General features: G+C 64.8%; 21 protein-coding genes and 1 pseudogene. 15 read left to right on the top strand and 7 right to left on the bottom strand.

Annotated elements, in window-relative coordinates; genetic code table 11:
* Positions 1–141: 141 nt before the first annotated feature.
* The 3 genes from AB7Z56_RS33180 to AB7Z56_RS33190 all read right to left on the bottom strand — a co-directional run bounded on the left by AB7Z56_RS33180 (position 142) and on the right by AB7Z56_RS33190 (position 3,428).
* Positions 142–1,143: an NAD(P)/FAD-dependent oxidoreductase gene (locus tag AB7Z56_RS33180; protein WP_231145225.1), complete on the bottom strand. Its 1,002-nt coding sequence runs from the start codon at positions 1,141–1,143 to the stop codon at positions 142–144.
* Positions 1,144–1,151: 8 nt separating this feature from the next.
* A complete protein-coding gene (locus AB7Z56_RS33185) occupies positions 1,152–3,146 on the bottom strand; it encodes a LodA/GoxA family CTQ-dependent oxidase (RefSeq protein WP_231144396.1) in 1,995 nt (664 codons plus the stop codon).
* A gap of 69 nt (positions 3,147–3,215) precedes the next feature.
* Positions 3,216–3,428: a hypothetical protein gene (locus tag AB7Z56_RS33190; RefSeq protein ID WP_063984842.1), complete on the bottom strand. Its 213-nt coding sequence runs from the start codon at positions 3,426–3,428 to the stop codon at positions 3,216–3,218.
* A gap of 222 nt (positions 3,429–3,650) precedes the next feature.
* On the opposite strand from AB7Z56_RS33190, the gene AB7Z56_RS33195 reads away from it, so the two are divergent.
* The 3 genes from AB7Z56_RS33195 (at position 3,651) to AB7Z56_RS33205 (ending at position 6,140) form a co-directional block, all read left to right on the top strand.
* The gene (locus AB7Z56_RS33195) at positions 3,651–4,853 is read left to right on the top strand and encodes a hypothetical protein (protein WP_199877111.1); all 1,203 of its coding nucleotides are present in this window, start codon (positions 3,651–3,653) and stop codon (positions 4,851–4,853) included.
* Positions 4,854–4,862: 9 nt separating this feature from the next.
* The gene (locus AB7Z56_RS33200; RefSeq protein WP_063984843.1) at positions 4,863–5,501 is read left to right on the top strand and encodes a hypothetical protein; all 639 of its coding nucleotides are present in this window, start codon (positions 4,863–4,865) and stop codon (positions 5,499–5,501) included.
* Positions 5,502–5,678: 177 nt separating this feature from the next.
* The gene (locus tag AB7Z56_RS33205; protein WP_063984844.1) at positions 5,679–6,140 is read left to right on the top strand and encodes a hypothetical protein; all 462 of its coding nucleotides are present in this window, start codon (positions 5,679–5,681) and stop codon (positions 6,138–6,140) included.
* A 94-nt stretch (positions 6,141–6,234) separates the two neighbouring features.
* Here AB7Z56_RS33205 and cax read toward each other — a convergent pair.
* Positions 6,235–7,334, bottom strand: a pseudogene (gene cax / locus AB7Z56_RS33210) (calcium/proton exchanger).
* A gap of 337 nt (positions 7,335–7,671) precedes the next feature.
* A complete protein-coding gene (locus tag AB7Z56_RS33215) occupies positions 7,672–8,733 on the bottom strand; it encodes an isocitrate/isopropylmalate dehydrogenase family protein (RefSeq protein ID WP_231144394.1) in 1,062 nt (353 codons plus the stop codon).
* 171 nt (positions 8,734–8,904) lie between these two features.
* On the opposite strand from AB7Z56_RS33215, the gene AB7Z56_RS33220 reads away from it, so the two are divergent.
* Positions 8,905–10,293, top strand: a complete 1,389-nt coding sequence (locus tag AB7Z56_RS33220) for an MFS transporter (protein WP_063984847.1) — start codon at positions 8,905–8,907, stop codon at positions 10,291–10,293.
* A gap of 4 nt (positions 10,294–10,297) precedes the next feature.
* On the opposite strand, the gene AB7Z56_RS33225 is transcribed toward AB7Z56_RS33220, so the two are convergent.
* Positions 10,298–11,920: a B12-binding domain-containing radical SAM protein gene (locus tag AB7Z56_RS33225; protein WP_231144393.1), complete on the bottom strand. Its 1,623-nt coding sequence runs from the start codon at positions 11,918–11,920 to the stop codon at positions 10,298–10,300.
* Between the two features lie 320 nt (positions 11,921–12,240).
* Between AB7Z56_RS33225 and AB7Z56_RS33230 the strand changes: the two genes are divergently transcribed.
* From AB7Z56_RS33230 to AB7Z56_RS33280, 11 genes are all read left to right on the top strand, one after another.
* On the top strand, positions 12,241–12,690 hold the full coding sequence (locus AB7Z56_RS33230) for a (2Fe-2S)-binding protein (protein WP_028156974.1): 450 nt from the start codon (positions 12,241–12,243) through the stop codon (positions 12,688–12,690).
* A gap of 11 nt (positions 12,691–12,701) precedes the next feature.
* The gene (locus tag AB7Z56_RS33235; protein ID WP_063984849.1) at positions 12,702–14,888 is read left to right on the top strand and encodes a xanthine dehydrogenase family protein molybdopterin-binding subunit; all 2,187 of its coding nucleotides are present in this window, start codon (positions 12,702–12,704) and stop codon (positions 14,886–14,888) included.
* Positions 14,889–14,934: 46 nt separating this feature from the next.
* On the top strand, positions 14,935–16,218 hold the full coding sequence (locus tag AB7Z56_RS33240) for an NAD(P)/FAD-dependent oxidoreductase (protein ID WP_231144392.1): 1,284 nt from the start codon (positions 14,935–14,937) through the stop codon (positions 16,216–16,218).
* Positions 16,211–16,663: a sulfur oxidation c-type cytochrome SoxX gene (soxX, locus tag AB7Z56_RS33245; RefSeq protein ID WP_063984850.1), complete on the top strand. Its 453-nt coding sequence runs from the start codon at positions 16,211–16,213 to the stop codon at positions 16,661–16,663. The genes AB7Z56_RS33240 and soxX overlap by 8 nt, the downstream gene beginning before the upstream one ends.
* Positions 16,664–16,667: 4 nt before the next feature.
* Entirely contained in the window at positions 16,668–17,135 is a 468-nt protein-coding gene (locus AB7Z56_RS33250) for a SoxY-related AACIE arm protein (protein WP_063984851.1), read from the top strand.
* A complete protein-coding gene (gene soxZ, locus AB7Z56_RS33255; protein WP_014497100.1) occupies positions 17,135–17,452 on the top strand; it encodes a thiosulfate oxidation carrier complex protein SoxZ in 318 nt (105 codons plus the stop codon). The genes AB7Z56_RS33250 and soxZ overlap by 1 nt, the downstream gene beginning before the upstream one ends.
* Positions 17,449–18,228 carry a sulfur oxidation c-type cytochrome SoxA gene (soxA, locus tag AB7Z56_RS33260; RefSeq protein WP_063984852.1) on the top strand — a complete coding sequence of 260 codons (780 nt, stop codon included), beginning with the start codon at positions 17,449–17,451 and terminating at the stop codon, positions 18,226–18,228. The genes soxZ and soxA overlap by 4 nt, the downstream gene beginning before the upstream one ends.
* 58 nt (positions 18,229–18,286) lie before the next feature.
* Entirely contained in the window at positions 18,287–19,636 is a 1,350-nt protein-coding gene (locus tag AB7Z56_RS33265; protein ID WP_063984853.1) for an ABC transporter substrate-binding protein, read from the top strand.
* Positions 19,633–20,571: a carbohydrate ABC transporter permease gene (locus AB7Z56_RS33270; protein ID WP_354123428.1), complete on the top strand. Its 939-nt coding sequence runs from the start codon at positions 19,633–19,635 to the stop codon at positions 20,569–20,571. The genes AB7Z56_RS33265 and AB7Z56_RS33270 overlap by 4 nt, the downstream gene beginning before the upstream one ends.
* Positions 20,568–21,422 carry a carbohydrate ABC transporter permease gene (locus AB7Z56_RS33275; RefSeq protein WP_371496096.1) on the top strand — a complete coding sequence of 285 codons (855 nt, stop codon included), beginning with the start codon at positions 20,568–20,570 and terminating at the stop codon, positions 21,420–21,422. Before AB7Z56_RS33270 ends, AB7Z56_RS33275 begins: the two co-directional genes overlap by 4 nt.
* A gap of 160 nt (positions 21,423–21,582) precedes the next feature.
* Positions 21,583–23,514, top strand: a complete 1,932-nt coding sequence (locus tag AB7Z56_RS33280) for a S9 family peptidase (protein ID WP_063984855.1) — start codon at positions 21,583–21,585, stop codon at positions 23,512–23,514.
* Between the two features lie 56 nt (positions 23,515–23,570).
* Here AB7Z56_RS33280 and AB7Z56_RS33285 read toward each other — a convergent pair whose 3' ends face one another.
* On the bottom strand, positions 23,571–25,238 hold the full coding sequence (locus tag AB7Z56_RS33285) for a hypothetical protein (protein WP_063984856.1): 1,668 nt from the start codon (positions 25,236–25,238) through the stop codon (positions 23,571–23,573).
* Position 25,239: the final 1 nt, after the last annotated feature.

The raw sequence follows: 25,239 nt of genomic DNA on the forward strand, positions 1-25,239 counted from the left end.
CGGAAAAGCGTGGCGCGGGTTTCGCCCGGGCCCTGCTCCCGATTGCTGCCACGATGACATCGTGCCCGTGGATGGAGGGTTGCGGAGGTATCAGTTCTCGGGGGCGGGCGGCGGAGCCCGATCGGCCCGCGAAATCATGCTTCATTGCGCGATCGTTCTTGCCGGGTCGGCCGATGACTGCGGCGCCGGAGGCATGGCGCCATAGACGCTGATACGGCCTGCTTCGCAGTGAAGGAACGTTGTGGCGACCGCGTCGGAATACAATCGCGCCGAGGTCGGGCTCAGCCGATCGGCCGACAACAGCGCACCCGTCGCGACCAAGGCGGACGACAATGCGTTGAACAGGCCCTGAGAGGCAATCGGATCGAACGCCATCGCCGCATCGCCCACTGCAATCCAACCTTCGCCCGCGGCCTCCGAGAGGAGGCAAGCAGACGCGTCCACGCTGAGCAGCGCATCTCCCGCCGATGTGCCGGATCTGCGAATGCGCCAAGTCTGCACACGCCCTTGCGGTCCATGGATGCGATAAGACCAGGTCGGTCCATCGCTGCTGTATTCGAGCCACGATGCGGAACCGGCCGGCGCGCCATCAGCCGCATCCTCGACCAGTTCGGCGACCATGCGATCCCGGGCGGCCACGCGCGCGCCCCGGCGCCGCGCAATCGCGGCGGCGCGACCCGTTGCATCGACGACGACCTCCGCAAGGACGACCTTCGCCCCAGCGCTATCACTCGCACGACAGATAACGCCGCGGTCCGGCGTGACGCCGATTGCGCGCAGCCCATAAAATGTAACCCCGACGGCGACAGCCTCGTCGCGAAGGCGCTCGTCGAAACGGGCGCGATCGACCACATACCCGACGCGGCAGGGATGACGCAGAAAGTCCTCGTAGTCCGACGCGCCCGAACGGTGTGTTCGCCGAATCCCGAGACAGGCTCGGGCGATCTCCGGATCGTCGAGCAGATGTTCAAGTCCCACCGCCGCGACAGTGACGAGCGAGGCCGGAGCAAGGAGCTCAAGCCGCGTCGTCGGCTTGACGCCGGAATCTGCGAGAATGACCGTGCGGCCCCTAAGGGCCAGCAGGCGTGCGGCGGTCAAGCCGGCAGGCCCCGCGCCGACCACGAGACAGTCGGTGCGCAGCACGTCCAAGGTCAGATCTCGCCCGGGCGATAGGTCCGCTTCGGCGGGGGAGCCGTCTTGCGTGCACCGCGCCGCTGCGCCAGGCCTGCCGTCGTCTGCGGCAAGAAAAGGCTCTCCATGTCTTCGACCGCGTGGTACTTCGGATCGGCCGTGACATCGATCGGCCCGTTGTTGTCGCGGCGTCCCTGCTCGACCCGCAGATCCTGCACCGGCAGAGATGCAGGCGCGTTCTTCACCGGCAACACCATGCCGAGCTCGGACCATTCCGCAATCATGTTCGACAGGCGGTCATAGTAATCGTTGCCGCGGATGTCGCGCAACCAGTCGACCCGGTTCATCAGGTGCTTGAAGGTCTGCTGTTGCGTCGCCTGGCCGAGAGGCGCGATGGCGGCCGCACGCAGATAGTTTCCGTCTGCCAGAACCTGATCCGGGGCACGCGGTCCCCAGAACGTCGGCATCGACAGGAACGTCGACGGGAAGTAGTCGGCCGCCGAATTGCACGAGGTATGATCGGTCTGCCAGGGCACGCCGAGGAAACGGGTGAGGCAGCCTGCGGCAACACCGTCGTGTGGGCCGTTCGCGCCGGTGCAGACCGCCGGCGTGAGAGTCCCCCCGAAGTCCTGCCGCGCTGGTTGCTCACCGGCCAGGACCTTCAGCCGATACGCCGATGTCCACATCAGCGGAATCCGCATCACCCATGTCATCTCCATCGCGGGATGGAACGGGCCGCCGAGACAATCGTGCAAGGATGCGCGCTCGAGATGCTTGACCTGGACCTCGGGAGGCAGGGCATCGAAGTCCTGCGCCTGCGGCGGCTGGTGCGACGGCCCGTCGGCGTCGAATGTTCCAGCAGCCCAGCGCTTGAGGTGCGCGTACTGGGTCTTCGTCACGGCAAGCAGCGAATTCGAAGGCTTCGGCGGACCTTCGAAGAATTGGTCGACCGCATCGCCGAACACCTGCGCTATCTGATCTTCGATCAGTGCGCCGCTCGCGCCTGGATCGCGAAACAACGCCAGCACGGCCGCGCGCCACGCCGCATTCGCAGCAGACGCGTCGTTGAGCTTGGCGAGGACTTGCGCATTCTGCGCGTCGAGCGGCGAGCCAAAACCATGAACGACGAAGAGCCCGTGGTTGACCCATTGCAGTCCGGTCAGGCGCTGAAAGATTGGTTGCACGTCGTTGACGAACGAGGTCTTGACCGGTCGTGGAATCCAGCCCTTGTCGTAGAACACCTCCCGCACCACGTCGTCCATCGTTACGAGACAGAACAGCCCCGGCGCGTAATTCGGCGGCGTAACGCAGACATAGCCGGGCTCCGCATCGATCGGTGCATGCCCCGCAAATGTCACTTGCGCCCGCACCGGCCCGTCGCTGACGTCATCGTGCCAACCTGGATTGTTGGCGAAAGTCAGGGGCCGGGTCCCTTTGCGGAACGGCCGCGAAACTCCATTGCCGCCGAGGAAGATCAGCCGCCCCTCCTCGTCGGTACGAAGCTCGCCGAGATAGACCGGCGAAGCCCAGAACGCGCCATCGTCCAGCCTGATCGGGCCAGCCCCCTGCCCCACGATGCTTCGCGGGGTTGGCGTGATGTCGAGCTTCCACCTGGCGTCCGGCAAAACCAGCTCGCGATTTCGCTGCAACGCGCTCTGGCTCAGCGGGCCGAGGTCCATTGCCTGGTTGAACTCGTACCAGCCGGCCTTGAGGTTTGCGATGCAGACGCGCCACTCGATCTTCGCGGACGCAGCGGTCACCTCCTGCACACTGCCGTCCTTCATGTGGGCGTAGATGCGGAAGCGCGCGGCTTGCCGCTTGATCTCTCCGTTCGCGGTGCGAAAGTCCTCGACAAAGCGAGCCGGCTGTTCCGGCGTCGTGCCGGGCAAGGTCGACGCACCGCCGATCATCTCGGGGCCGATGACGTAGTCGCCGGCGCCTTGCGCGTTGCCAACGCGGGCGACGCCGATGGGCGGATAGACTTTCAACGCTGCAATTGCGTTTGGATCGATCATCGTCTGACCTCGATATCAAAAGGGATTGTCCAAAAACGGAGGCGTCGCACGAGACTTGCCGCGAGGCCATCAGCGCGGATGGTCCGGCTCGTCGATCGGCTGTCCGTTCAGGCTGCGCCTCACGGCGGCGGGCTTCTCGCCGGCCTCGATCCGCCGCCTCTGGAATTTGTCGATGAACGAGGCGCGGATGTCCTCGATCGGCTCGAACTCCGAACGTGGCGGCGCGGTGCTCTGCGGAGCAGCTGCCGCGCCGAGCCCACGCGACTGAAAGCGATGCAGCATCGAACGTCCTCCGCGCAAATAATTCGCCGCAGAACTTGCTGTGCGGGGGCCTTTCGCGACCGGCTCCGACAACAGGCTATGTCAACCGCGCTGCGTCCAAATGACCGATCCGCAGGGTTGGCTTTGTTCAATTATAGCGAGTAGTATAGTATCAATGTAGACCTAAAGTCCACGCGACAAAGCGAAGCTCGCGTTACGGGTCATCAAAGCCGGAACAACACCATGTGCATGATGTGCGTGCATCGCGGCTCGGGCGTTCCCAGACTCAAACCTCGCAAGCGCCGCCCGCTCGGCCTTGCTCAGCCGCAGACCGGCGTGCAGGTGCGCGGCGTCGAGATCGTCCAGTGTGTTCAGGACGTGACGAATTCGGTGCCGCTGGTCGCCGATAAGGCGACGCTCGTTCGCCTCTATCTTGAGCCGACTTCGGTGTCGCAGCCCGGTCAGATCACCGCGGAAATTGCGTGGAGCCGGAGCGGCGGAGGCGACACGTTCGTCCCGGCCCTCAACTCGCTTCGGGTGGACCCGGGCTCGCCCTTCAGTCTCCGCGAACAGCGGGAAGACATCGACAAGAGCCTGAACTTCCGCCTGCCGGCCGCGGCCATCGGCGCGGGCACACTCAACTTGCGCATCAGCCGCATCTTTCAGCCCGGAGGCGGCGACCTTCCGGCGGCGGCGTTCAACATCGCGCCCGTAACATTCGCGGCGGCGCCGCCGCTGCGCATCCGGGTGATCGGTCTTCGATACAGGGCGGGCACAACGACCGTCACCCCCGCTGCGGTCCACTTTTCGTATCTCAAGTCGTTTCTCAACCGCGCCTATCCTGTCGCCGCGCTCGAATGGTCCCACATGGTGGTGGACGCGGATTTTGCCGCGCCGTTCGACGACTCGACGGTCGATCTCGCCAATGCCCAGATCGCCGCGCTGCGAAGCCGCGAGGTGAGCAGCGGCGTCGACCCGCGCACGCACTATTACGGTCTCGTCGACGATAACGCGTCCAACAACTTCATGCGAGGAAAGGCGTTCGCCATTCCGGGCACGCCCCAGCCGGACACCGTCGCTTCCGGACCCGCGGGCGTGCCGAACGGATTTGCCGGCGATCGCGACGCGTCATACGCCGACTGGTACGGCGCTCACGAACTCGGACATACGTTCGGCCGGTTTCATCCGGGATTTCCCCCCGCCGCGCAGGACGCGAGCGATCCGACATTCCCTTATGAGAACGGCTGTATCAGCAAGCCGGACAACAAATATGTCGGTGTCGACACCGGGGATCACGAACTCGGCTTGCCGGCCGCTGCGTTGCCGGGGCTCACATATCACGACGTGATGACCTATGCAGACAACCAGTGGCTATCGGCGTACACTTACCAGGCGATAATGACCCGGCTTTTGGAAGAGGACGCCCTCGGTCCGCCGGTCGCTTAGGAGGATCCGATGAAGACCGAAATCAAGACCGGATCATTCGTTCACGTCGTCGCCACCATCAACAAGACCGCTGGTGACGGCAAGATCATGTATGTGAACCCGTCGGTCTCCACCATCGCGTCGGACGCCGCCACCGACAAGGATGTGGAACTCGTGGCTTACGACGGCACCGGCAAGGAAGTCTACCGTGAGCCAGTCGTGATCCGCCGGTCATCTGCTGAACCCGACCGGCCGAACGAAGTCGGTCTGATTCAGGCGGACCTTCCGCGGGTGAGCGGCATGAAGTCGGTAAGCCTCCAGCTCAAGGGGAAGGAGATCAGCCGGTACGAGGCCGGGGCGGCACCTCCCGGGCCGACCGCAGGCGCCACCTTCGGACTTGAGCTCGCCGGGGCTGCGGCAGCCAGCCGGCGACCATTGAGGATCGACCAGCTCGGCGGTTTGCAGCCCGTCGCCGGCGTGACCTACTCGGTCCAGGTCAAGCCGGACAACAAGTCGACGTGGGACACGATCGCTGTGAGTCGCCCCACCCCCGAGGTGGACGTCGATCGCAATCAGTTCGCCGGCGCCAAACGTGCCGCGGTACGCGTGTTGCGAACGACCGGATTCGACGAAGAAATCATCGCGGAAGATACGGTCGACTTGAAGTAGCCGCCCGCAAGGAGCCTGCGCGTGCTTACCGACGGCATCGCACATTGATCCCGTCGAGGTCCAGGCCGGATACGCCGTCGACGCTTGATCTGGATCAAACCCGCCGCGGCATTGCCATCCCGGAATGGGTACGACCGCGCAGAAAGCGCCGCCCGTAAGCCAAGGAGATGATCGATCATGACATCCTCGAATTCCCTGCGTACCTTCGTTCTCGCCGGAGCCGGCGCCCTGCTATCAGGCACAATCGCTCAGGCCGGGCCGATCCCGACGCATCTTTCGACGATGAAATCGATGGTCGATCAGACCACCACCGAAGTGCGCTGGGTCGGCGGCTGGCGCGGCGGCGGCTACGGCTATCGCGGCGTCGGCTGGGGCTACCGCGGCGGCTGGGGTTATCGCGGCTACGGCTATCGCGGCCTCGGTTACGGTGTGGCCGCCGGCGCGGTCGTCGGCGGCGCAATCGCGCGGAGCGCCTATTACGGCGGCTATGGCGGGTACTACGGTGGCTACTCTGGCGGTTATCCCGCCTATGGCTATGGCTACCCGGCCGCATCGTATTACGGTTATGGCGGCGGCAATTACGGCTATGGCTATGGCGGCGACAATTGCCCGCCCACCGGCAGCTACTGGGCCTACTAGCGGGAAACGTATTCGCCGCTTCGGAGGATGGCTCGCCACGGGCCGCCATTCTCCGATGAGCCAATTCACCCCTGTGCCGGCGGGCGAGTGCACCTCATCCCTCGCCCGCCGGCGGGACGACATACAGCGTCAGCGCAAACACCGCATAAATGAAAATCATCAGCGCGCCGACGAACCATGCCGAGCGTCCACTGGTGGTGATGAAGGTCGCCGTGACTGTTGCGATCATCACCATGGTGACGGCGCCAGGCCAGAACTGAAGGTTCATTGGCGTCGGTCCCACGACATAGCTGAGCAGCACGAGCGCGGGTGCAACGAACAGCGCGATCTGGGAGGCGCTGCCGAGCGCAATGCTGACGACCATGTCGAGGCGGTCCTTGCGCGCAGCGGCAAGGGCAACTGCAAATTCGGCAGCGGCGCCAACCAGCGAAACGATGATGAACCCGACGAAAGCCGGACTCATGCCGAAGGTTTCCGCCGCCTTCTGCACCGATTCCACGAAGATCTCGCTCACCAGCGCCACCAGCACGGTGACGGCCAGCAGCGTCCCAACGGCTAGCCCGATCGGCCAGTGCGCTTCCTCCTGCTCGCCGTGATCGACGCTTGCGAACAATTCCTTGTGCGTCCCGAGCGAGAACCACAGGCCAAGCGCGTAAGCCGCGATCAGCAGGACTGAAATGCCGACGCTAAGCTTGTGAATGACGCCTCCGTCCTGCGGCAAATGCTCGAGGTCGGCGACTGCCGAGGGGCCAGCAGGGCGACTGTCGCCATCAGCAACAGGCCGGACGACAGGCGCGCGCCGGCGCGGTTGTACTCCTGCACGTGGTAGCGCAGGCCGCCGAGCAGCAGGCAGGCGCCGAGCATGAATGTCGCGTTGGTGACGATCGCGCCGGCAATCGAGGCCTTCACCAGCATGTACTCGCCTGCCCGCAGCGCCGTGATGGCGATGATCAGCTCCGGCAGATTGCCGAGCGTTGCGTTGAGCAGCCCACCCACGGCATCGCCGGTCCTGGCGGCGACCGCTTCGGTGGCGTGGCTGAGCAGCGCCGCCAGCGGCACGATCGCAAGCACGGCGAGCACGAACAGCAGCGTGTGGGAATGCGGGGCGACCGCCTCCGCCACCAGCACGATGGGCACGAAGACCAGCATCCAGAGCAGAGGTGTATCCCGGATTTCCCTGAGCAGGGTTGTCATATGGGCCGCCCTTTCCATGGAAGCGTTGATGGAAAGGTCCGGCGGCGCCGCGGGGTGAGTCTTGATCTGGCTCAAGCGGGCCAGAGGAGACGGGCCACTGGACGTCAGGAAGCGGACGTCGCGCATGATGAGAATGCGCCCTTGTCCCCGACCGCTGGCACGATAGCATCATGCCAGTGTTTTGCCCGACGGGTCAACGTGATCACTGCCACGAAGGTCGTCGCGACGCGCTCCGAAAATCCCTTATCGATCAAGGAGCCTTCTACTGTGCATGGGGTTGTTTTTCGAGTTTTTGTGTTGGCCCCCAAAAAAAATCGCAGGCATCCGCGACGATGGCTCACTCCGCCTGCAAGACCTCTGCAATCGCAGCCCCCGCCGCGATGGTGCCGAGCTTGCCACCGACGTCGCGCGTCGCCCTGCCCTCGCCGATCGCCTTCGCCACCGCGGCTTCGATCGCACGCGCCGCTTCCTCGTAGCGGACGGCGCCGCTCTTCTCGCCATGCCGGGCCAGCAGCAACGCGGTCGACAGGATCAGCGAGACCGGATTGGCAACGTCCTGCCCCGCGATGTCAGGTGCCGAGCCGTGCGCGGCCTGCGCCATGGCGTAGCGATCACCGACATTGAGCGAGCCGCCGAGGCCGAGGCTGCCGGAGAGCTCGGCCGTGAGATCGGACAGGATGTCGCCGAACATGTTGGTGGCGACGATGACGTCGAAGCGATCGGGGTTGCGCACGACATGCGCCATCATGGCGTCGACCAGGATGTCGTCGACTTCGAGGCCGGGATAGCCCTTCGCCGCCGCGCGGCAGATGTCGAGGAACATGCCGTCGCCGATCTTGAGCACATTGGCCTTGTGCACGATGGTCAGATGTCTTCGCCGCTTCATCGCCAGACGGCAGGCGGCGTGCGCGATACGCTCGCAGCAGAGGCGCGTGATCCGGCGCAGCGAGATCACGACGTCAGGCGTGACCAGCATCTCGCCATTGCCCTGTTCCATGTTGCGGTCGGCGTAGAACCCTTCGGTGTTCTCGCGCACGACGACGAGGTCGAACTCGCCAAGCCGGCCGGGCCGCCCCGCATAGGTGCGCGCCGGCCGGACATTGGCGTAGAGGTCGAGGCTCTTGCGAAAGTGCCTGGACGGGTTGATCTCGCCATGGGCCTCGTCCTTGAAGTCGAAGGTCGCGGTCGGCCCCAGGATCAGGCCGTCGGCGGCGCGGACGATGTCGAGCAGCTCGGGGCGCACCGTCGTGCCTGATAGCTTCAGGCTCGCATGCCCGACCGCGTGCTCCTCGAGGCGCAAGTCAAGCTGGAAGCGCTCGGAGGCCGCGCGCAGCACGCCCGATGTCGCGGTCGTGATCTCCGGTCCGATGCCGTCACCGGGCAGAACGACGATTTGCATGGTGATCCCCCAAGATTGCAGCAGTTGGCGCGATCATACGCCAGCCGCCGGCCGCATCGCCTGACCTTCGCGCATACACAGCATGCAAGCATATGCCTGTGGAAGCGGCCTTCGGCGTAGTACATGCCAAAAGTCCCCTTTCACCACGCCGCCGGAGCAACGCGCCAGGCAATGACAATCACGTTACCTGCCGCCGCGCGCGAGCCCGATCATCCCATTGCCGACGGCCTTCCGGCCACGCAGCGGCGCTGGGCGATCGCCGCCATCTTCACCGCGCTGGCGATGGCCTCCCTCGACACCGCGATCGCGAATATCGCTCTGCCAGCCATTGCCGCCGATTTGCACGTCACGCCGGAGCAATCGGTCTGGGTGGTCAATGTCTACCAGATCGCGCTGGTGGCGACCCTGCTGCCGCTCGGTGCGCTCGGCGAGATCGTCGGGCACCAGCGCATCTATCTCGGCGGCCTGATCCTGTTCACCATCGCCTCGCTGCTCTGCGCGGTGGCGTGGTCGCTGGACAGCCTGCTGGTCGCGCGCACGCTGCAGGGCCTGGGCGCCAGCGGCATCATGAGCGTCAACACGGCGCTGGTGCGCTTCGTCTATCCCGGCCGGATGCTTGGCCGCGGTTTTGGCCACAACGCGCTCGTGGTCGCGACCGCCTTCACCATCGGTCCATCGATCGCCTCTGCCATCCTCGCAGTCGGCCCGTGGCCGTGGCTGTTCGCTGTCAACATCCCGTTCGGCCTCGTCGCGATCGGGATCGGCTTTGCAATGCTGCCGAAGACGCCGCGCGCCGATCACGGCTTTGATTTTCTCGGCGCGGTCCTTGCGTCCGCCTGCCTCGGCCTGTTCATCACGGGCATCGGCAGCGCCGCGCACAATCTGTCGCCCGTCGTCGTGGGCATCGAGCTGATCACGGCCCTCGCACTCGGCTTCATCCTGACGCGCCGGCATGCCGACCATCCCGCGCCGATGCTGCCGATCGACCTGTTCAGCCGGCCGATGTTCGCGCTGTCGGCAGCGACCGCGGTGTGCTCGTTCGCCGTGCAGGGCCTCGCCTTCGTCTCGCTGCCGTTCTATTTCGAGGACGTGCTCGGGCGTTCGCAGGTCGAGACCGGCTTCTTCATGACGCCCTGGCCGCTGGTGGTCGGCATCATGGCGCCGATCGCGGGGCGCCTCTCCGACCGGCACGCGGTCGGCCTGCTCGGCGGCATCGGGCTCGTGCTGCTCGGCCTCGGCATGGCATTGCTCGCGATGCTTCCGTCCAATCCTGCCATCCCCGACATCATCTGGCGGATGGTGATCTGCGGCATGGGGTTCGGCTTCTTCCAGGCGCCGAACATGAAGGCCGTGATGTCGAGCGCGCCGCCGCACCGCAGCGGCAGCGCCTCCGGCATCGTCGCCACCGCGCGGCTGACAGGGCAAACGACGGGAGCCGCACTCGCGGCGCTGTGCTTTGCGCTGGCCGGTCACGATGGCGCGACCGTCGCTCTGGGGCTCGGCGCCGGCTTCGCCGCGCTCGGCAGCGTGATGAGCTTCCTGCGGCTGGCGGTGAAGTAAGCCTTCAGGCCAGGTGCCGGGCTGCGGTGGTGTCGAGCGTCGCAGCGGTCGGGATGACCGTCTCGTCATCGAGCGCAGCGAGGCGCCCGTCGATGGCTTCGATGACCTTGCGCGAGAACGGCCCGAGATGCGCATAGGCGGCAATCATCTGCACCGCGATCCGTGCCGATGACGTGTCGCGCTTGGCGCAGTTCATGAAGGTCTGCCACAGCGGCCCGCGCGCTTCGGGAAGGGCGGTGACAACGCGGTGCACCGTCTCCATCGCCCCGACCCGCGAGCGGATGTCGCCCTCGGCGAGCTCGGGGCGCTGCCTGGATCGGTCGAGCAGCGTCATCAGGCGGTCGACGCGTCCTGCGTAGGCGGCGGGGCTGTAGATGTGCTCCAGCACCCGCTTGTAGTCCGTCAGGATGTCGCGCAACGGGCGGACCGGATCGAAGTTGATGCCGTCCGTGCACTGATCGGCGCCGATGGTCGGCGCCAGATCGTGGCCCGGATGCAGCCGGCCTTCACGCTCGAGTCGGCGCGTGAGCTGCGTGTTCGGCAACGCATAGAGCAGGCCGACCATGGCGACGGGAATCGCGGCCTCCTCGATGAAATCGATCATCGCTTCCGCCATCGAGACCTTCTCGGTGTCGAAGCCGACGATGAAACCCGCGGTGACGAGCATGCCGGCGGCATAGATCTTGTGGATGCTCTCGGCGATGTTGCGCCGCGTGTTCTGCTTCTTCCGCATCGCGACCAGCGTTGCAGGGTCCGGACTTTCGATGCCAACGAAGATGCCGAAGAAATTGGCCGCGCCCATCAGCTCCAATAGCTCGGGATCGTCGGCCAGGTTGACCGAGGCCTCGGTGGACAATTCGAAGGGATAGCCGTGCGCGCGCTGCCATTCGGCGAGCTGGGGCAGAAACTGCCGCAGCGACTTCTTGTTGCCGATGAAATTGTCGTCGACGAAGTCGAGATGGCCGCGGTAGCCCATCCGGTAGAGCGTCTCGAGCTCGACAAACATCTGCTCGACCGTCTTGGTGCGCGGCACACGGCCGTAGAGCTCGATGATGTCGCAGAACTCGCAGGTGAACGGACAGCCACGCGAATATTGCACACCGAGGTAGAGATAGTCCTCGAACTTCAGGAGATCGAAGCGTGGCACCGGCGTCTTTGTTACGTCGGCCTGGAATTTCGGCGCAGTGAAGACGCCGGCGCGGGCCCCGCTTTCCCAGGCCGCGATGAACTCGTCGATGACGCTTTCGGCCTCGCCGAGCACCCGGAAGTCGGCCTTCTCGTAGATGTGCGGGCTGGAGGTGGGATCGGGTCCGCCGACGACCACCGGCTTGCCGGCGGCGCGGCAGAGTTCGATCAGGCGCAGCGTATCGGCCTGCTGCGGCAGCATGCCGCCGGTGAACACGACGTCGGCCCAGGTGAGATCCTCGTCACCCAAGGCTTGCGTGTTGCAGTCGATCAGCCGGACCGTCCAGTCCTTCGGCAGCATCGCGGCCACCGTGATCAGGCCGAGGGGGGCCGCGGGTCGCTTCACACCCATCAGCTCGCAGGATTCGCCAAAGCTCCAGAACGACTCCGCCAAGAACAGCGGATAGAGCATCAATACGTTGCAGCGCTGCGGTACGTTCATGGAATCCCTTTTTGCTTCGTCCCAGTGTACCAGAGCGCGTTCGTCTTGCACCCCGGTAAAAAGGACAAACTGTCGCCGCAATGGGAACTGCCCGGAACGCGCCGGGCGTCGTTCCGAGCCACCTCTTGGCGCCGGGAGAGGCTCATCCGGCCGCTTGGACGGCGATTTCGGCGGCAACACCGCGCTCCCGACATTCTTCCCCGCGCATGCCAGCCTCGCTGTTGGCCACCCCTCGGACTATTGATTTGAACAGTTCCAATTTGCCAGACACATTGTTCCCTGAGTCCGATCGGTGGATTGGGCCAATCAGGGGACTTGCGATGGCAAACCTAACAATCAACGGAAAAACCTTCACGCTCGACGTCGAGCCGGATACGCCGCTGCTCTGGGCGATCCGTGAGAATGCCGGCCTGACCGGCACCAAATATGGCTGCGGCATTGCGCAATGCGGCGCCTGCACCGTTCACATGGACGGCGTCGCCATCCGTTCCTGCGGGATTTCGGTCAGCGAGGCCGAAGGCAAGAAGATCACCACGATCGAGGGGCTCGCATCCGGCGACACGCTGCACAAGGTGCAGGCAGCCTGGATCGCCAAGGACGTTCCGCAATGTGGCTATTGCCAGAGCGGCATGATCATGGCGGTGGCCGCACTCCTCGCCGAAAAGCCGAAGCCGACCGACGCCGACATCGACGAGGCCATCACCAATATCTGCCGCTGCGGCACCTTCCAGCAGGTGCGCGAAGCGATCCACACGATCGCCAGCGCCTGAGGAGCCGTCCCATGAACAAGCATGTTTCTCCCAAGATGAACCGTCGCGCCTTCGTCATCGGCACCGCCGCTGTCGGCACCGGCCTCGCGATCGGGCTCGATCTCCCCTTCGGTGGCCCCGCCGTGGTCCGCGCGGCCGACGGCGCGCCGGAAGTCAACGCCTGGGTCGTAGTCAGGCCCGATGACACCGTCGTGATCCGCATCGCCCGCTCCGAGATGGGCCAGGGCTCGCTCACCGGCCTCGCCCAGCTGGTCGCCGAGGAACTCGAATGCGACTGGTCGAAGGTCACGACCGAATATCCGACCCCCGGCCAGAGCGTCGCCCGCAAGCGCGTCTGGGGTGATTTCTCGACCGGCGGCAGCCGCGGCATCCGCTCGTCGCAGGACTATGTCCGCAAGGGCGGCGCCACCGCGCGCGTGATGCTGATCGAGGCCGCCGCGAACGAGTGGAAGGTGCCGGCCTCCGAATGCACCGTCGCCAAGGGCGTCATCACCCACAAGGCGTCGGGCAAGACGACAACTTACGGCAAGGTCGCCGAAGCCGCCGCCAAGCTGACGCCGCCGGCCGACGTCAAGCTCAAGGATCCCAAGGACTGGACCATCGCGGGCAAGGGCCTCTTGCGGCTCGACACCGCCGACAAGACCACCGGCACGATGATCTACGGCATCGACGTCAAGCTGCCGGGCATGCTGAACGCCGCAATCAAGGACTGCCCGGTGTTTGGCGGCAAGCTGAAGAGCTATGACGAAGCCAAGATCACCGGCATGAAAGGCGTCAAGAAGGTCGTCAAGGTCGGCGATACCGCGGTTGCGGTCGTTGCCGACACCTGGTGGCACGCCAAGACCGCGCTGGAAGCGCTGCCGATCGTCTGGGACGAGGGCGAGAATGCCAAGGTCTCCAGCGAGTCGATCGCGAAGTGGCTGGCTGAGGGCCTCGACGACGCGCAGCCGGCCTATGTCGGCAACAAGAACGGCGACGTCAAAGCCGCGATTGCCGGCGCAGCGAAGAAAGTCGAAGCCGTCTACAACTACCCCTACCAGAACCACGCCACCATGGAGCCGATGAACGCCACCGCGCTCTACACGGCCGACAAATGCGAGGTCTGGTGCGGCACGCAGAACGGCGAAGCCGTCTTCGCGGCGGTGCTGGAGGCCTCCGGCCTGCCAGCGGAGAAGTGCGACGTGTACAAGGTGATGCCCGGCGGCGGCTTCGGCCGGCGCGGCCAGACCGACTACGTCCGCCAGGCGGTCATGATCGCCAAGCAGATGCCGGGCACGCCGATCAAGCTGTTGTGGTCGCGCGAAGAGGACATGGCGCACGGCAGGTATCACCCGATCACCCAGTGCAAGATGACCGGCGCGTTCGACGCCAACAACAATCTGGTGGCGCTGCACTACCGCCTGTCCGGGCAGTCGATCCTGTTCTCGCTGCGCCCCGAAGCGCTGCAGAACGGCATGGATCCGGCCGCATTCCAGGGCGTCGCCCAGTCCGGCGAAGCCGCGTTCGGCTATTCGGTGCCGAACCTCCTGATCGAGCATGCGATGCGCAACCCGCACGTTCCGCCCGGCTTCTGGCGCGGCGTGAACGTCAATCACAACGCGATCTACATGGAATGCTTCATGGACGAGCTGGCCCAGGCCGCAGGTCAGGACCCGCTCGAATTCCGCCGCAAGCTGATGGGCAACCATCCCAAGCATCTGGCGGTGCTCAATGCCGTGGCCGAGAAGATCGGCTGGGACAAGCCGGCGCCGCAGGGCGTCTATCGCGGCATCGCGCAGGTCATGGGCTATGGCAGCTATGTTGCCGGCGCCGCCGAAATCTCGGTGACCGACGGCAACAAGATCAAGGTGCATCGCATCGTCGCCTCCACCGATCCCGGCTACGTCGTCAATCCGGCGCAGGTGGAGCGGCAGATCGCCGGCTCCTTCGTCTATGGCCTGTCCGCGTTGTTCTACGGCGGCTGCACCGTCAAGGACGGCAAGATCGAGCAAACCAACTTCGACACCTACAACTCGATGCGCATCAACGAGATGCCGAAGGTGGAATCGGTGATGGTGCCGAGCGGCGGGTTCTGGGGCGGCGTCGGCGAGCCGACCATCGGCGTCGCGGCGCCGGCGGTGCTCAACGCCTATTTCGCGGCGACGGGCAAGCGCATCCGCTCGGTGCCGCTGCGCGACCAGAACATCACCTTCGCCTGAGAAACGCCGCGGCGGCTGCAACGGCCGCCGCGGCATTTTTGCCTGGATGATCCTGATGACCACGCGCCCGGTGACACGGCGGAATGCCGTGCTCGGCATCACCGCGGCCGCCGCAACGCTGGCGCGGCCATCGGTCCCGCGTGCGCAGTCGGCAGCACGTATCGTCGTGGTCGGCGGCGGGTTCGGCGGCGCGGCCTGCGCCCGCGCGCTGAAACGCGCGCAGGAAAACCTGCAAATCATCCTGATCGAACCGAACGCGGTCTTCACCTCCTGCCCCTTCAGCAACGAGGTGATTGCGGGCCTGCGTGAGATCGACGCGCAGCAGTTCGACTATGACAAGCTCGCCGCCGAGGGCATCACCGTGATCGGCGAGGCCGTCACCACAATCGAGCCGCAGCGGCGCAGCGTCGTGACGACCGACGGCGTCGCGCTGCCCTATGACCGTCTCGTACTCTCCCCTGGCATCGACTTCCATTTCGAGGCCCTGCCCGGCTATGACGAAGCGGCATCCGAGAAAATGCCGCACGCCTGGAAGGCCGGCGCGCAGACGCTGCTGCTGCGCAGGCAACTGGAGGCGATGGCGGACGGCGGCACGGTCGCCATCGCCATCCCGGCCAACCCGTCGCGTTGCCCGCCGGCGCCCTACGAACGCGCCAGCCTGATTGCGCATTACCTGAAGACGAAGAAGCCGCGCTCGAAGGTGCTGGTCCTCGATGCCAAGGACAATTTTTCGCAGCAGCGGCTGTTCGAGAAGGCGTGGAAGGAGCTCTATGGCGACATGATCGAGCGTATCGCGCTGTCGCAGGGCGGTCGCGTCACCTCGGTCGATCCTTCGACAAGGACCATCATCACCGAGTTCGGCAACTACACGCCTGATGTCGCCAACGTCATCCCGCCGCAACGCGCCGGCCGCATCGCCGAGATCGCGGGCGCGGCGGATGCGACCGGCTGGTGCCCGATCGATCCCGTGACATTCGAGTCGAAGCTCGTCCCGAACATCCATGTCATCGGCGACGCCTGCCTCGGCGGCGGCATTCCCAAATCGGCGTCGGCCGCGAGCGCACAGGGCAAGGCCTGCGCCGCCGCCATCCTCAACCTGTTCGCGGGCCGCGCGCCGGAGACGCCGCGGCTGACCGGCGTCTGCTACAACACGGCCGCGCCCGGCTACGGCTTCTCGCTCGCCGGCAATTACCAGCCCAGGGGCGACATCTTTGCCGAGGTCGAGGGCGGCGCGACCAGCCCGGTCGATGCGCCGCGCGAGCTGCGCGCCCGCGAGGCCGCGGAGGCAGAACGCTGGTTTCAAACCATCACGGCGGACACCTTTGGCTAGAGCATTCCTTCATATCGCAGCGCTGATCGCCGCCGGCGTTGCCCTGGCTTGCGGCGCAAGAGCCGACGAGCTCGTGCGCTACAAAATCATCGGTGACACCATCCCGGAGCCGCTCACGGGCTCACCAGCCGATCCCGCGCGTGGACGCGCGCTGGTGGTTGCGCGCACCACGACCTGCATCCTTTGCCATTCCGGTCCGTTCCCGGAGGCGCGGTTCCAGGGTGACCTCGCACCCGATCTCACCGGCACCGGAAACTGGTGGTCGGCGGGCCAGTTGCGGCTGCGGCTGGTCGATGCATCGCGCTACAACCCGCAGACCATCATGCCGTCCTATTATCGCAACGACGGGCTGGTCCGGGTCGGGCGCAATTTTGCCGGCAAGCCGATATTATCCGCCGCGGAGATCGAAGACATCGTGGCCTTTCTTGTAACGCTTCGGAACTAGCTTCATGCCAACCACGCGACGACAATTCCTGAGTATTGCAGGCGGCGCGACGGTCGCCGGGACGATCCCGATCGTCACGCTGCGACCGCTGGAAGCGACGCCCGCGATGCTCAGCACCGCCATCCGCAACGTCGTCGGCGAAGCCCAGATTCGCACCGGCAAGGTCAAGCTCGACATTCCGCCTCTGGTCGAGAACGGCAACACGGTGCCGATGACGGTGAGCGTCGCAAGCCCGATGACCGCAAACGACTACGTCAAGAGCATCCACGTCTTCAACGAGAAGAACCCGCAGCCGAACATCGGCAATTTCTATCTCAATCCCTCCTCCGGCCGCGCCCAGGTCTCGACCCGGATCCGGCTCGCCGACACCCAGAAGGTGGTGGCAATCGCACGCATGTCCGATGACACGTTCTGGCAGGTCGCCGCCGACATCGTCGTGACGCTGGCCGCCTGTACCGAGGAGATGAACTGATGGCCGCGCTCATCAACGTCCCGGCAAAAGCCAAACGCGGCGATGTCATCGAGATCCGCACGCTGACCTCGCACATCATGGAGACCGGCTTCCGCCACACCGCGGACGGCGCGCTGGTGCCGCGCGACATCATCACGAGCTTTACGTGCCGCTACAATGGCACCGAAGTTTTCCGCGCCGACCTGTTTCCGGCGATCGCGGCCAACCCATACCTCTCCTTCTTCACGGTCGCGAAGGAGAGCGGCAAGTTCGAATTCGAATGGATCGGCGACAACGGCTATTCGTCGACCGCATCGGCCTCGATCACGGTCGAATGATCTTTTGGCGCGCGATAGCGGCGGCAACATTGTTGGCCGCGGCCCCTGCCCTGCTCGCCGGCGAGATTCCGCCGGACGCGCGCCGCTCCGGCTATTCGTTCATGGGGCCGGACACGCGCGCGATGCAGGATGACGACACGTCCAATCCGGGCATGCTTTTCGTGCTCGACGGCGAGGCGCTCTGGGCGAAGAAGGCCGGCAGCGCCGACAAGGCCTGTGCGGACTGCCACGGCGATGCAACGACCAGCATGAAGGGCGTCGCGGCGCGCTATCCGGCCTTCGACAAGGCGCTGGCGCGCCCCGTCACCCTCGACCAGCGCATCAACCTCTGCCGCGCCAATCATCAGCAGGCGCCGGCGCTGCCCTACGAGAGCCACGACCTCCTGGCGCTGTCCGCCTTTATCGCCCACCAGTCCCGCGGCGTCGCGATCTCGGCCGGCGATGATCCGGAGCTGAAGCCTTTCGTGGCGCAGGGCCGCGACCTCTTCATGCGGCGCGAGGGTCAGCTCAACCTCGCCTGCACCAACTGCCACGACGACAATTTCGACAAGCGTCTTGCGGGCGCGCCGATCACGCAAGGACAGCCGACCGGCTATCCGCTCTACCGCCTGGAGTGGCAGACGCTGGGGTCGATCGAGCGAAGGTTGCGCAGTTGCATGACCGGCGTACGCGCCCAGGCCTTTGATTACGGCGCGCCCGAGCTGGTCGCGCTTGAACTCTACCTGATGTCGCGGGCGCGCGGCCTGCCGATGGAGACGCCTGCCGTGCGTCCCTGAGTCCCCAGATTAGGACTAGGCAGGCGTGGCACGGCCGTTAGTATCCCTCCCAAAGAAAATGAATCAGAGGGAGGGATTTGACGTGGCCAACCATAACATCTCGCGCCGCACGCTGTTGACGGGGACCGCCGCGGCTGGCGCGCTCAGCCTGACCGGACTACCGGCACGCGCCGAGGTCAACTGGAAGAAATACGCCGGGACCAAGCTGGAGGTGATCCTCGCCAAGGGTCCGCGCGGCGACAACCTGCAAAAAAACATCAAGGAGTTCACCGAGCTCACCGGCATCCAGGTGGAATCCGAACAGATCCCCGAGCAGCAACAGCGCCAGAAAGTGGTGATCGAGCTGACCTCGGGCCGGCCGAGCTTCGACGTCGTCCATCTCAGCTATCACGTGCAGAAGCGGCAGTTCGAGAAGGGCGGCTGGCTGGCCGACATGACGCCCTTCATGAAGGATCCGACGCTGACGGCGCCCGATCTCGTCGAGAGCGATTTCTCGGCCGCCGGCCTGCAATACGCCAAGAACGACAAGGGCCAGATGCTGTCGCTGCCCTGGTCGGTCGATTACTTCATCCTCTACTACAACAAGGAGTTGTTCCAGAAGAAGGGCGTCGCCGTCCCCAAGACCCTCGACGAGATGGTCGCGGCCGCCGAAAAACTGACCGACACCAAGGAAGGCACCTACGGTTTCGTCGGACGGGGCCTGCGCAACGCCAACATGACGTTGTGGACCAACTTCTTCCTCGACTATGGCGGCGAATTCCTCGACGCCAAAGGCAACATCCTCACGGACGGCCCCGAGGCGGTCGCGGCGACAAAGCTCTATCAGACGCTGCTGACGAAGGTCGCCCCGCCAGGCGTCGCCGGCTTCAACTGGATGGAGTCGATGGCCTCGTTCACGCAAGGACGTTCGGCGATGTGGATCGACGGCGTCGGCTGGGCGCCGCCGCTGGAGGACCCCGCCGCCTCGCGCGTCGTCGGCAAGGTCGGCTACACCGTCGTGCCGGCCGGACCGAAGGGGCAATATTCGGCCACCTATGGCGACGGCATCGGCATTGCCGCGGCGAGCAAAAACAAGGAAGCCGCCTATCTGCTCTGCCAGTGGGCGGTCTCGAAGCAGCAGGGCGCACGGCTGTTGCAGGCCGGCGGCGGCGTGCCGTTCCGCAACTCGATCCTCGGCGATCCCGAGGTCCAGAACGGCGTGAAGATGCCCAAGGAGTGGCTGCAGTCGGTGATCGATTCCGCCAAGATCAGCAAGCTCGGCCTTCCCGTCGTGATCCCGGTCGCCGAATTCCGCGATCTCGTCGGCGCGGCCCTCACCTCGACACTATCGGGCGCCGATCCCGCGACCGAGTTGAAGAAGGCTCACGATCAGTACCGGCCGATCCTGGAGCGCAGCGAAAAAGCGTGAGTGCGTTGACACAATCGACTCCGGCCGCGGCACAGTCTGATGCCGCGCCGGAGAAGGCGTTGCGGCCGCCGTCCTACTGGCCGTTCGTGGTGCCGGCGCTGGTCGTCGTGCTCGCGATCATCATCTTCCCGTGGGTCTTCACCATCTGGATGAGCCTGAACGAGTGGAAGGTCGGCTCACCGACCACCTTCGTCGGGTTTTCCAACTATCTGCGGCTGACGAGCGATCCCCGCTTCATCGACGCGGTGGGCCACACCATGGTCTACACTTTGCTATCGGTGCTGCTGCCGCTGATTCTCGGCACGTTCGCGGCCGTCGTGTTTCACCAGAAATTCGTCGGCCGCGGCTTTCTGCGCGGTATTTTCATCATGCCGATGATGGCGACCCCCGTCGCGATCGCGCTGGTCTGGACCATGATGTTCCACCCGCAGCTCGGCGTGCTGAACTACCTCTTGTCGCTGGTCGGGATCCCCGCACAGCTCTGGGTCTTCCACCCCGCGACCGTCATTCCCTCGCTCGTGCTGGTCGAGACTTGGCAATGGACGCCGCTGGTCATGCTGATCGTGCTCGGCGGCCTCGCCGCCATCCCGACCGAGCCTTATGAAAGCGCGCAGATCGACGGCGCCAGCTTCTGGCAGGTGTTCCGCTTCATCACCCTGCCGCTGATCATGCCGTTCCTGTTCATCGCCGGCATGATCCGCATGATCGACGCCGTGAAGAGTTTCGACATCATCTTCGCGATCACGCAGGGCGGACCGGGCTCGGCGTCGGAGACGATCAACATCTATCTCTACAGCGTAGCCTTCACCTATTACGACCTCGGCTACGGCTCGGCGATCGCGGTGGTGTTCTTCCTCCTCATCGTCGCCCTCGCGGCCGTGATGCTCTATGCCCGCCAGCGCATGCTGTGGACCGAAATCGCGAGCGGCGCATGAGCTCAAGTCAAGTCAACCCAAGTCGAATCAACCTACGTCAGGTCATTGGCAGGATCGGTCTGTGGCTCTCGGTGTTCGTCATCGTGTCGCCGGCGATCCTGTTCTTCCTCTGGATGGCGTCGCTGTCGCTCAAGTTCGAGGTCGACAATGCCGCCTACCCGCCGGTGTTCATCCCCGATCGCATCGCCTGGAAGAACTACGCCGACGTGCTCGCTTCCAACCGCTTCCTGACCTATTTCGTCAACAGCCTGATCGTCACCGGCGGCGCGACCACGCTGGCCCTGCTCGTCGGCGTTCCCGCCGGCTACGGCATCGCGCGCATGGCCGCGCACAAATCCGCGATCGTGATCCTGATCGCGCGCATCACGCCCGGCCTGTCCTATTTGATCCCGCTGTTCCTGCTGTTCCAGTGGCTGGGATTGCTCGGCACGCTGGTGCCGCAGATCATCATCCATCTCGTCGTGACGGTGCCGATCGTGATCTGGATCATGATCGGTTACTTTGAGACGACACCGATGGAACTGGAGGAAGCCGCCCTGATCGACGGCGCCACGCGGTGGCAGGTCTTTCGACACGTCGCCCTGCCGATCGCCAAGCCCGGGATCGCGGTCGCCTTCATCCTCGCCGTGATCTTCTCCTGGAACAATTTTGTGTTCGGCATCGTGCTGGCCGGACGCGAGACGCGCACCCTGCCCGTCGCCGTCTACAACATGATCTCGTTCGACCAGTTGAGCTGGGGTCCGCTGGCCGCGGCCGCGCTGATCGTCACTCTCCCGGTGCTGCTGCTCACAGTGTTCGCCCAGCGACAGATCGTGGCGGGGCTCACGGCGGGGGCGGTCAAGGGCGGGTAGCTGCGCCAATCTCAATCCTCTGGGGAGCGCACTCTTGCGCGCTTCCCGCGCCACGAGCACGCGCTCTACTTGGAGTTGACGCAAGGTTTTCGCGTGTATATGCTACATACCGTAGCACTACGATGCGCGATGGAAGTCGCGCCTGCGTACGAGACGCCACATGTCAGCTCGCCCTCTGATTCCGCGCCGAAAACTGTTTGGCAATCCGACCTACGTCGGCACCAAGTTGTCACCAGATGGGCAATGGCTGTCCTGGCTCGCCCCTGTCGATGACGTTCTGAACGTCTGGGTTTCTCCGGTCGACAGCATTGCGGCGGGCCAGCCCGTAACACGCACCACGGGCCGACCAATCAACTGGCAGAGTTGGAGCCCGGACGGCCGCTACATCATGTTTCTCAACGACGAGAACGGCGATGAGAATCTGCGCCTGTTCGTCGTCGATCCCCGCAGTTCAGAGCTCCGGGATCTCACGCCCTTTGCCAATGTCCGAGCGATGCCGACGCACTGGTCGCACATGGTTCCTGACAAGATTGCAGTCAGCCTCAACGATCGCGACCCGCGCTGGCACGATGTCTACGTGCTCGACCTCGCAACCGGCGAACGCAGCCTGGTTTGGGAAAATCGCCAGGAGTTCCATTACGTCGGGCTCGACTGGCAGTTGAAGCCGCGCTACGCGCACAGCAACGCGCCTGACGGAGGCACACGGCTCTGGCGTATTGACGACGGCGAGGTCACGCATTGGCGCGATACCTCATACGAGGCCTACATCAGCACCCGGCCCTGGAATTTCGACGCGGAGGGCAACTACCTCCATATGACTTCGAGCGTCACGCACGACAAGTCGGCCCTGCTAAGCATCAACTGGTCGACGGGTGACGAACGTGTCTTGTTCGCAAGCGACCGCGCCGATGTGACGGGAGCCATATTCAACACCCGGACACTCGAACCCGAAGCGGTCTGCATCGATCCCGGTCGGCAGGAATGGACGGCTTTCACGCCTGCGATTGCGGCCGAGCTTGATCTGATCAAGGCGCGACTACGCGACCACGCGTTTTATGTTGAGAGCCAAACCGACGATGGCCGCCGATGGATCGTGGCGAGCCACGCGCCGGATCAACCCATCACATATCATCTCCTTGACCGCGACAAGCAGACCATCACCGAGCTGTTTTCGGCGCGCCCCGAGCTGAAGCCCTACCGCCTCGCTTCGATGCAGGAAGTGCAGGGCAAATCGCGCGACGGCCTGCCCCTCGTCTCGTACCTCACGCTGCCCGCCGACATCGATGGTGATCGCCCGCCTCGGCCGCTGCCGATGGTCCTCATCGTCCACGGCGGTCCGTGGGGACGGGATATCTACGGCTATCGCAGGGATCACCAATGGCTGGCCGATCGCGGCTACGCCGTGCTTTCGGTCAATTATCGGGGATCGACGGGCTTCGGCAAGGCGTTTGTCGCGGCGAGCGAGAAGGAGCATGCGCGAAAGATGCACGACGATCTCATCGACATGGTCGATTGGGCGATCGCCGAAGGCATCGCGCAAAAGGACAAAGTCGCGATTTTCGGCCTGTCCTACGGCGGCCTGGCCTCGTTCGTCGGCGCAACCTTCACGCCGGACGTCTTCTGCTGTTCCGTGCCGGTCGTCGGCATCTCCAACCTGCAAACCCTGCTGGAGTCGATGCCACCCTATTGGGCCGGCTTTGCGGAATTCATGTATCGCAGCTACGGCGATCCCCGCACCGAGGAAGGCCGTAAGCTGCTCGCCGAACGTTCACCGATCAACAAGGTCGACAACATCAAGAAGCCCATGCTGATCTTTCATGGCGCCAACGACGTTCGCTGCAAGATCGCGGAAAGCGACACCATCGCAGCGGCTATGCAGGCGAAAGGCATTCCCGTGACCTACATCGTCTATCCCGATGAGGGGCACGGATTCCAGAGGCCGCCGAACCAGCTCTCCTATCTCGCAATTGCCGAGGCGTTCTTTGCACGGCATCTGGGTGGCGCCTGCGAGCCCGTTGGCGAGGATTTCCGGGGATCCAGTCACGAGGTTCGTGCCGGGGCCGATATCCTGTCCGATCTGGGCGTCGCCTAAAAAAACGCCGCCGGGCGACATGGTGTCACCCGGCGGCGATCAATACTGGCCGATGCCTACTCCGCCGGCGCGGCGTGCATCTCCGGATGGGCGGCGTAGCGCTCGGTGGCGCCGAGCTTGCTGGCGGAAAACAGTCCCGCCGCCATCACCGCGTAGGCGAACGCCACCGCGGGCGTGACGCCGAAGCCGCCGCCAATACCCACGGCCTCGCCATGCATGAAGCCGAAGTAAGTGAGCACGGCACCGACCAGCGCGAAGGCCGAGGCCTTCTCGAAGTCGCGCTCGATGATGAAGACACCGATCGCACCCAGGATGAGGCCGCCGAGGATGGAGCCGCCGCCCATCACCTCTAAGCCGTGATAGAACACGCCCTGCTGTGGCAATGCTGCGATCGCCGCGGCCTTGACCGCGTCGGCCTTGTCGGCGGCGAGACCGCCGACAGTGGTCGCCGCCATCATGGTCGAGCCGAGCATCGTGTCGATCTGGAGCTTGGCCCAGGCAGCAAGATGCGGCGTCAGCGCCAGCACGATCGCGGGCGCGTGCTTGACCGGTGTGGTCTGGAACGCCTGCGCGCCGATCAGCATGCCGATATAGAGCAGGATCGGCGAGATCGCGACGACGGGCACCAGTGCCAGCAGCACCGAGATGATGCCGAACCAGGCCAGCACCACCACCATGATGCCGGTCGCAGCCGAATAGCCGATGCGGCCGCCCATCGCCTTCCAGCCGGGATGACCGATATAGACGGCGTTGATGAAGGGGTTGCCCATCAGGCAGCCGATCAGGCTGACGACGCCGTCGGCGGTCAGCACCCGCGTGGTGGGATATTCGTCGCCGGCCGCTTCCGCGCTCTCGACATTGTCCATGGCCTCGACGAGGTCGTAGATGCCGAAGGGAATGGCGGTAACCAGGATGACGCCTAGGAATTCGAAGCCGGAGAAGACATAGCCTACCGCCGGAATCGGCACCGAGAAGCCGAAGTTCGCGAAAGCGTCGCCGACGCCCTTGACGCTCAGCCCACCGAGACCGAGGCCGAACAGGTTCGAGCCCCAGGCGATGACCATGCCGACCGCGATCGCGACGAGGCCTGCGGGAATGCCGCGCCAATATTTCACGCCGCCGAACCAGCTCACCAAGATGATGGCGAAGCAGACCAGGCCGATTTGCGGCGTCATGTACATCTCTAACGCCGGACGCATCGAGATGAAGGTGACGGAGACGCCGGCGAGCGTGCCGAGCAGCGCCGCGCGCGGCGTGATCTTGCGGATGAACGGTGCGATGAAGCCGCCGATCATCAGGATAAAGCTCTGGAAGAACACCCAGACGAGGCCGGCCGACCAGCCCTTGAGCGGATCACCGGTCTTGATCGTGATCGGCAGCATGATCACGAAGGTGACGATGAACATGTGCGGTACGCTGACGCCCGAGGGCAGTGCGCAGACGTCGTTACGGCCCGTCTTCTGCGCCAGCCGATAGGCGAGATACGCGTAGTAGAAGGTGGAGAGACACATCATCAGCCCGAGCGCGGGCAGGATGCGGCCGAACACGAGACTATCAGGCATCTTCAGGACGAAGCGCAGCAGGCCCGTGAGCACCAGCATGTTGACGAGGATGTTGGTGCCGAAGCCGAAGAACGCGTTCCAGTCGCCCGATGTCCATAGTGCCGGCTTGAACTCGGACTTGCTCAGATCAGATTTACCGGCCGTCCCCGTCAATGTGCTCATG

Origin of the sequence: Bradyrhizobium sp. 482_C4_N1_8, assembly GCF_052075965.1 — a bacterium.
Classification (GTDB): domain Bacteria; phylum Pseudomonadota; class Alphaproteobacteria; order Rhizobiales; family Xanthobacteraceae; genus Bradyrhizobium; species Bradyrhizobium barranii.

Bases quoted from the DNA above. Each gene is read 5' to 3' on its own strand.
- AB7Z56_RS33185 (WP_231144396.1), bottom strand. From the start codon at position 3,146: ATGATCGATCCAAACGCAATTGCAGCGTTGAAAGTCTATCCGCCCATC.
- AB7Z56_RS33190 (WP_063984842.1), bottom strand. From the start codon at position 3,428: ATGCTGCATCGCTTTCAGTCGCGTGGGCTCGGCGCGGCAGCTGCTCCG.
- AB7Z56_RS33195 (WP_199877111.1), top strand. From the start codon at position 3,651: ATGTGCATGATGTGCGTGCATCGCGGCTCGGGCGTTCCCAGACTCAAA.
- AB7Z56_RS33200 (WP_063984843.1), top strand. From the start codon at position 4,863: ATGAAGACCGAAATCAAGACCGGATCATTCGTTCACGTCGTCGCCACC.
- AB7Z56_RS33205 (WP_063984844.1), top strand. From the start codon at position 5,679: ATGACATCCTCGAATTCCCTGCGTACCTTCGTTCTCGCCGGAGCCGGC.
- AB7Z56_RS33215 (WP_231144394.1), bottom strand. From the start codon at position 8,733: ATGCAAATCGTCGTTCTGCCCGGTGACGGCATCGGACCGGAGATCACG.
- AB7Z56_RS33220 (WP_063984847.1), top strand. From the start codon at position 8,905: ATGACAATCACGTTACCTGCCGCCGCGCGCGAGCCCGATCATCCCATT.
- AB7Z56_RS33225 (WP_231144393.1), bottom strand. From the start codon at position 11,920: ATGAACGTACCGCAGCGCTGCAACGTATTGATGCTCTATCCGCTGTTC.
- AB7Z56_RS33230 (WP_028156974.1), top strand. From the start codon at position 12,241: ATGGCAAACCTAACAATCAACGGAAAAACCTTCACGCTCGACGTCGAG.
- AB7Z56_RS33235 (WP_063984849.1), top strand. From the start codon at position 12,702: ATGAACAAGCATGTTTCTCCCAAGATGAACCGTCGCGCCTTCGTCATC.
- AB7Z56_RS33240 (WP_231144392.1), top strand. From the start codon at position 14,935: ATGATCCTGATGACCACGCGCCCGGTGACACGGCGGAATGCCGTGCTC.
- AB7Z56_RS33250 (WP_063984851.1), top strand. From the start codon at position 16,668: ATGCCAACCACGCGACGACAATTCCTGAGTATTGCAGGCGGCGCGACG.
- soxZ (WP_014497100.1), top strand. From the start codon at position 17,135: ATGGCCGCGCTCATCAACGTCCCGGCAAAAGCCAAACGCGGCGATGTC.
- soxA (WP_063984852.1), top strand. From the start codon at position 17,449: ATGATCTTTTGGCGCGCGATAGCGGCGGCAACATTGTTGGCCGCGGCC.
- AB7Z56_RS33265 (WP_063984853.1), top strand. From the start codon at position 18,287: ATGAATCAGAGGGAGGGATTTGACGTGGCCAACCATAACATCTCGCGC.
- AB7Z56_RS33275 (WP_371496096.1), top strand. From the start codon at position 20,568: ATGAGCTCAAGTCAAGTCAACCCAAGTCGAATCAACCTACGTCAGGTC.
- AB7Z56_RS33280 (WP_063984855.1), top strand. From the start codon at position 21,583: ATGTCAGCTCGCCCTCTGATTCCGCGCCGAAAACTGTTTGGCAATCCG.
- AB7Z56_RS33285 (WP_063984856.1), bottom strand. From the start codon at position 25,238: ATGAGCACATTGACGGGGACGGCCGGTAAATCTGATCTGAGCAAGTCC.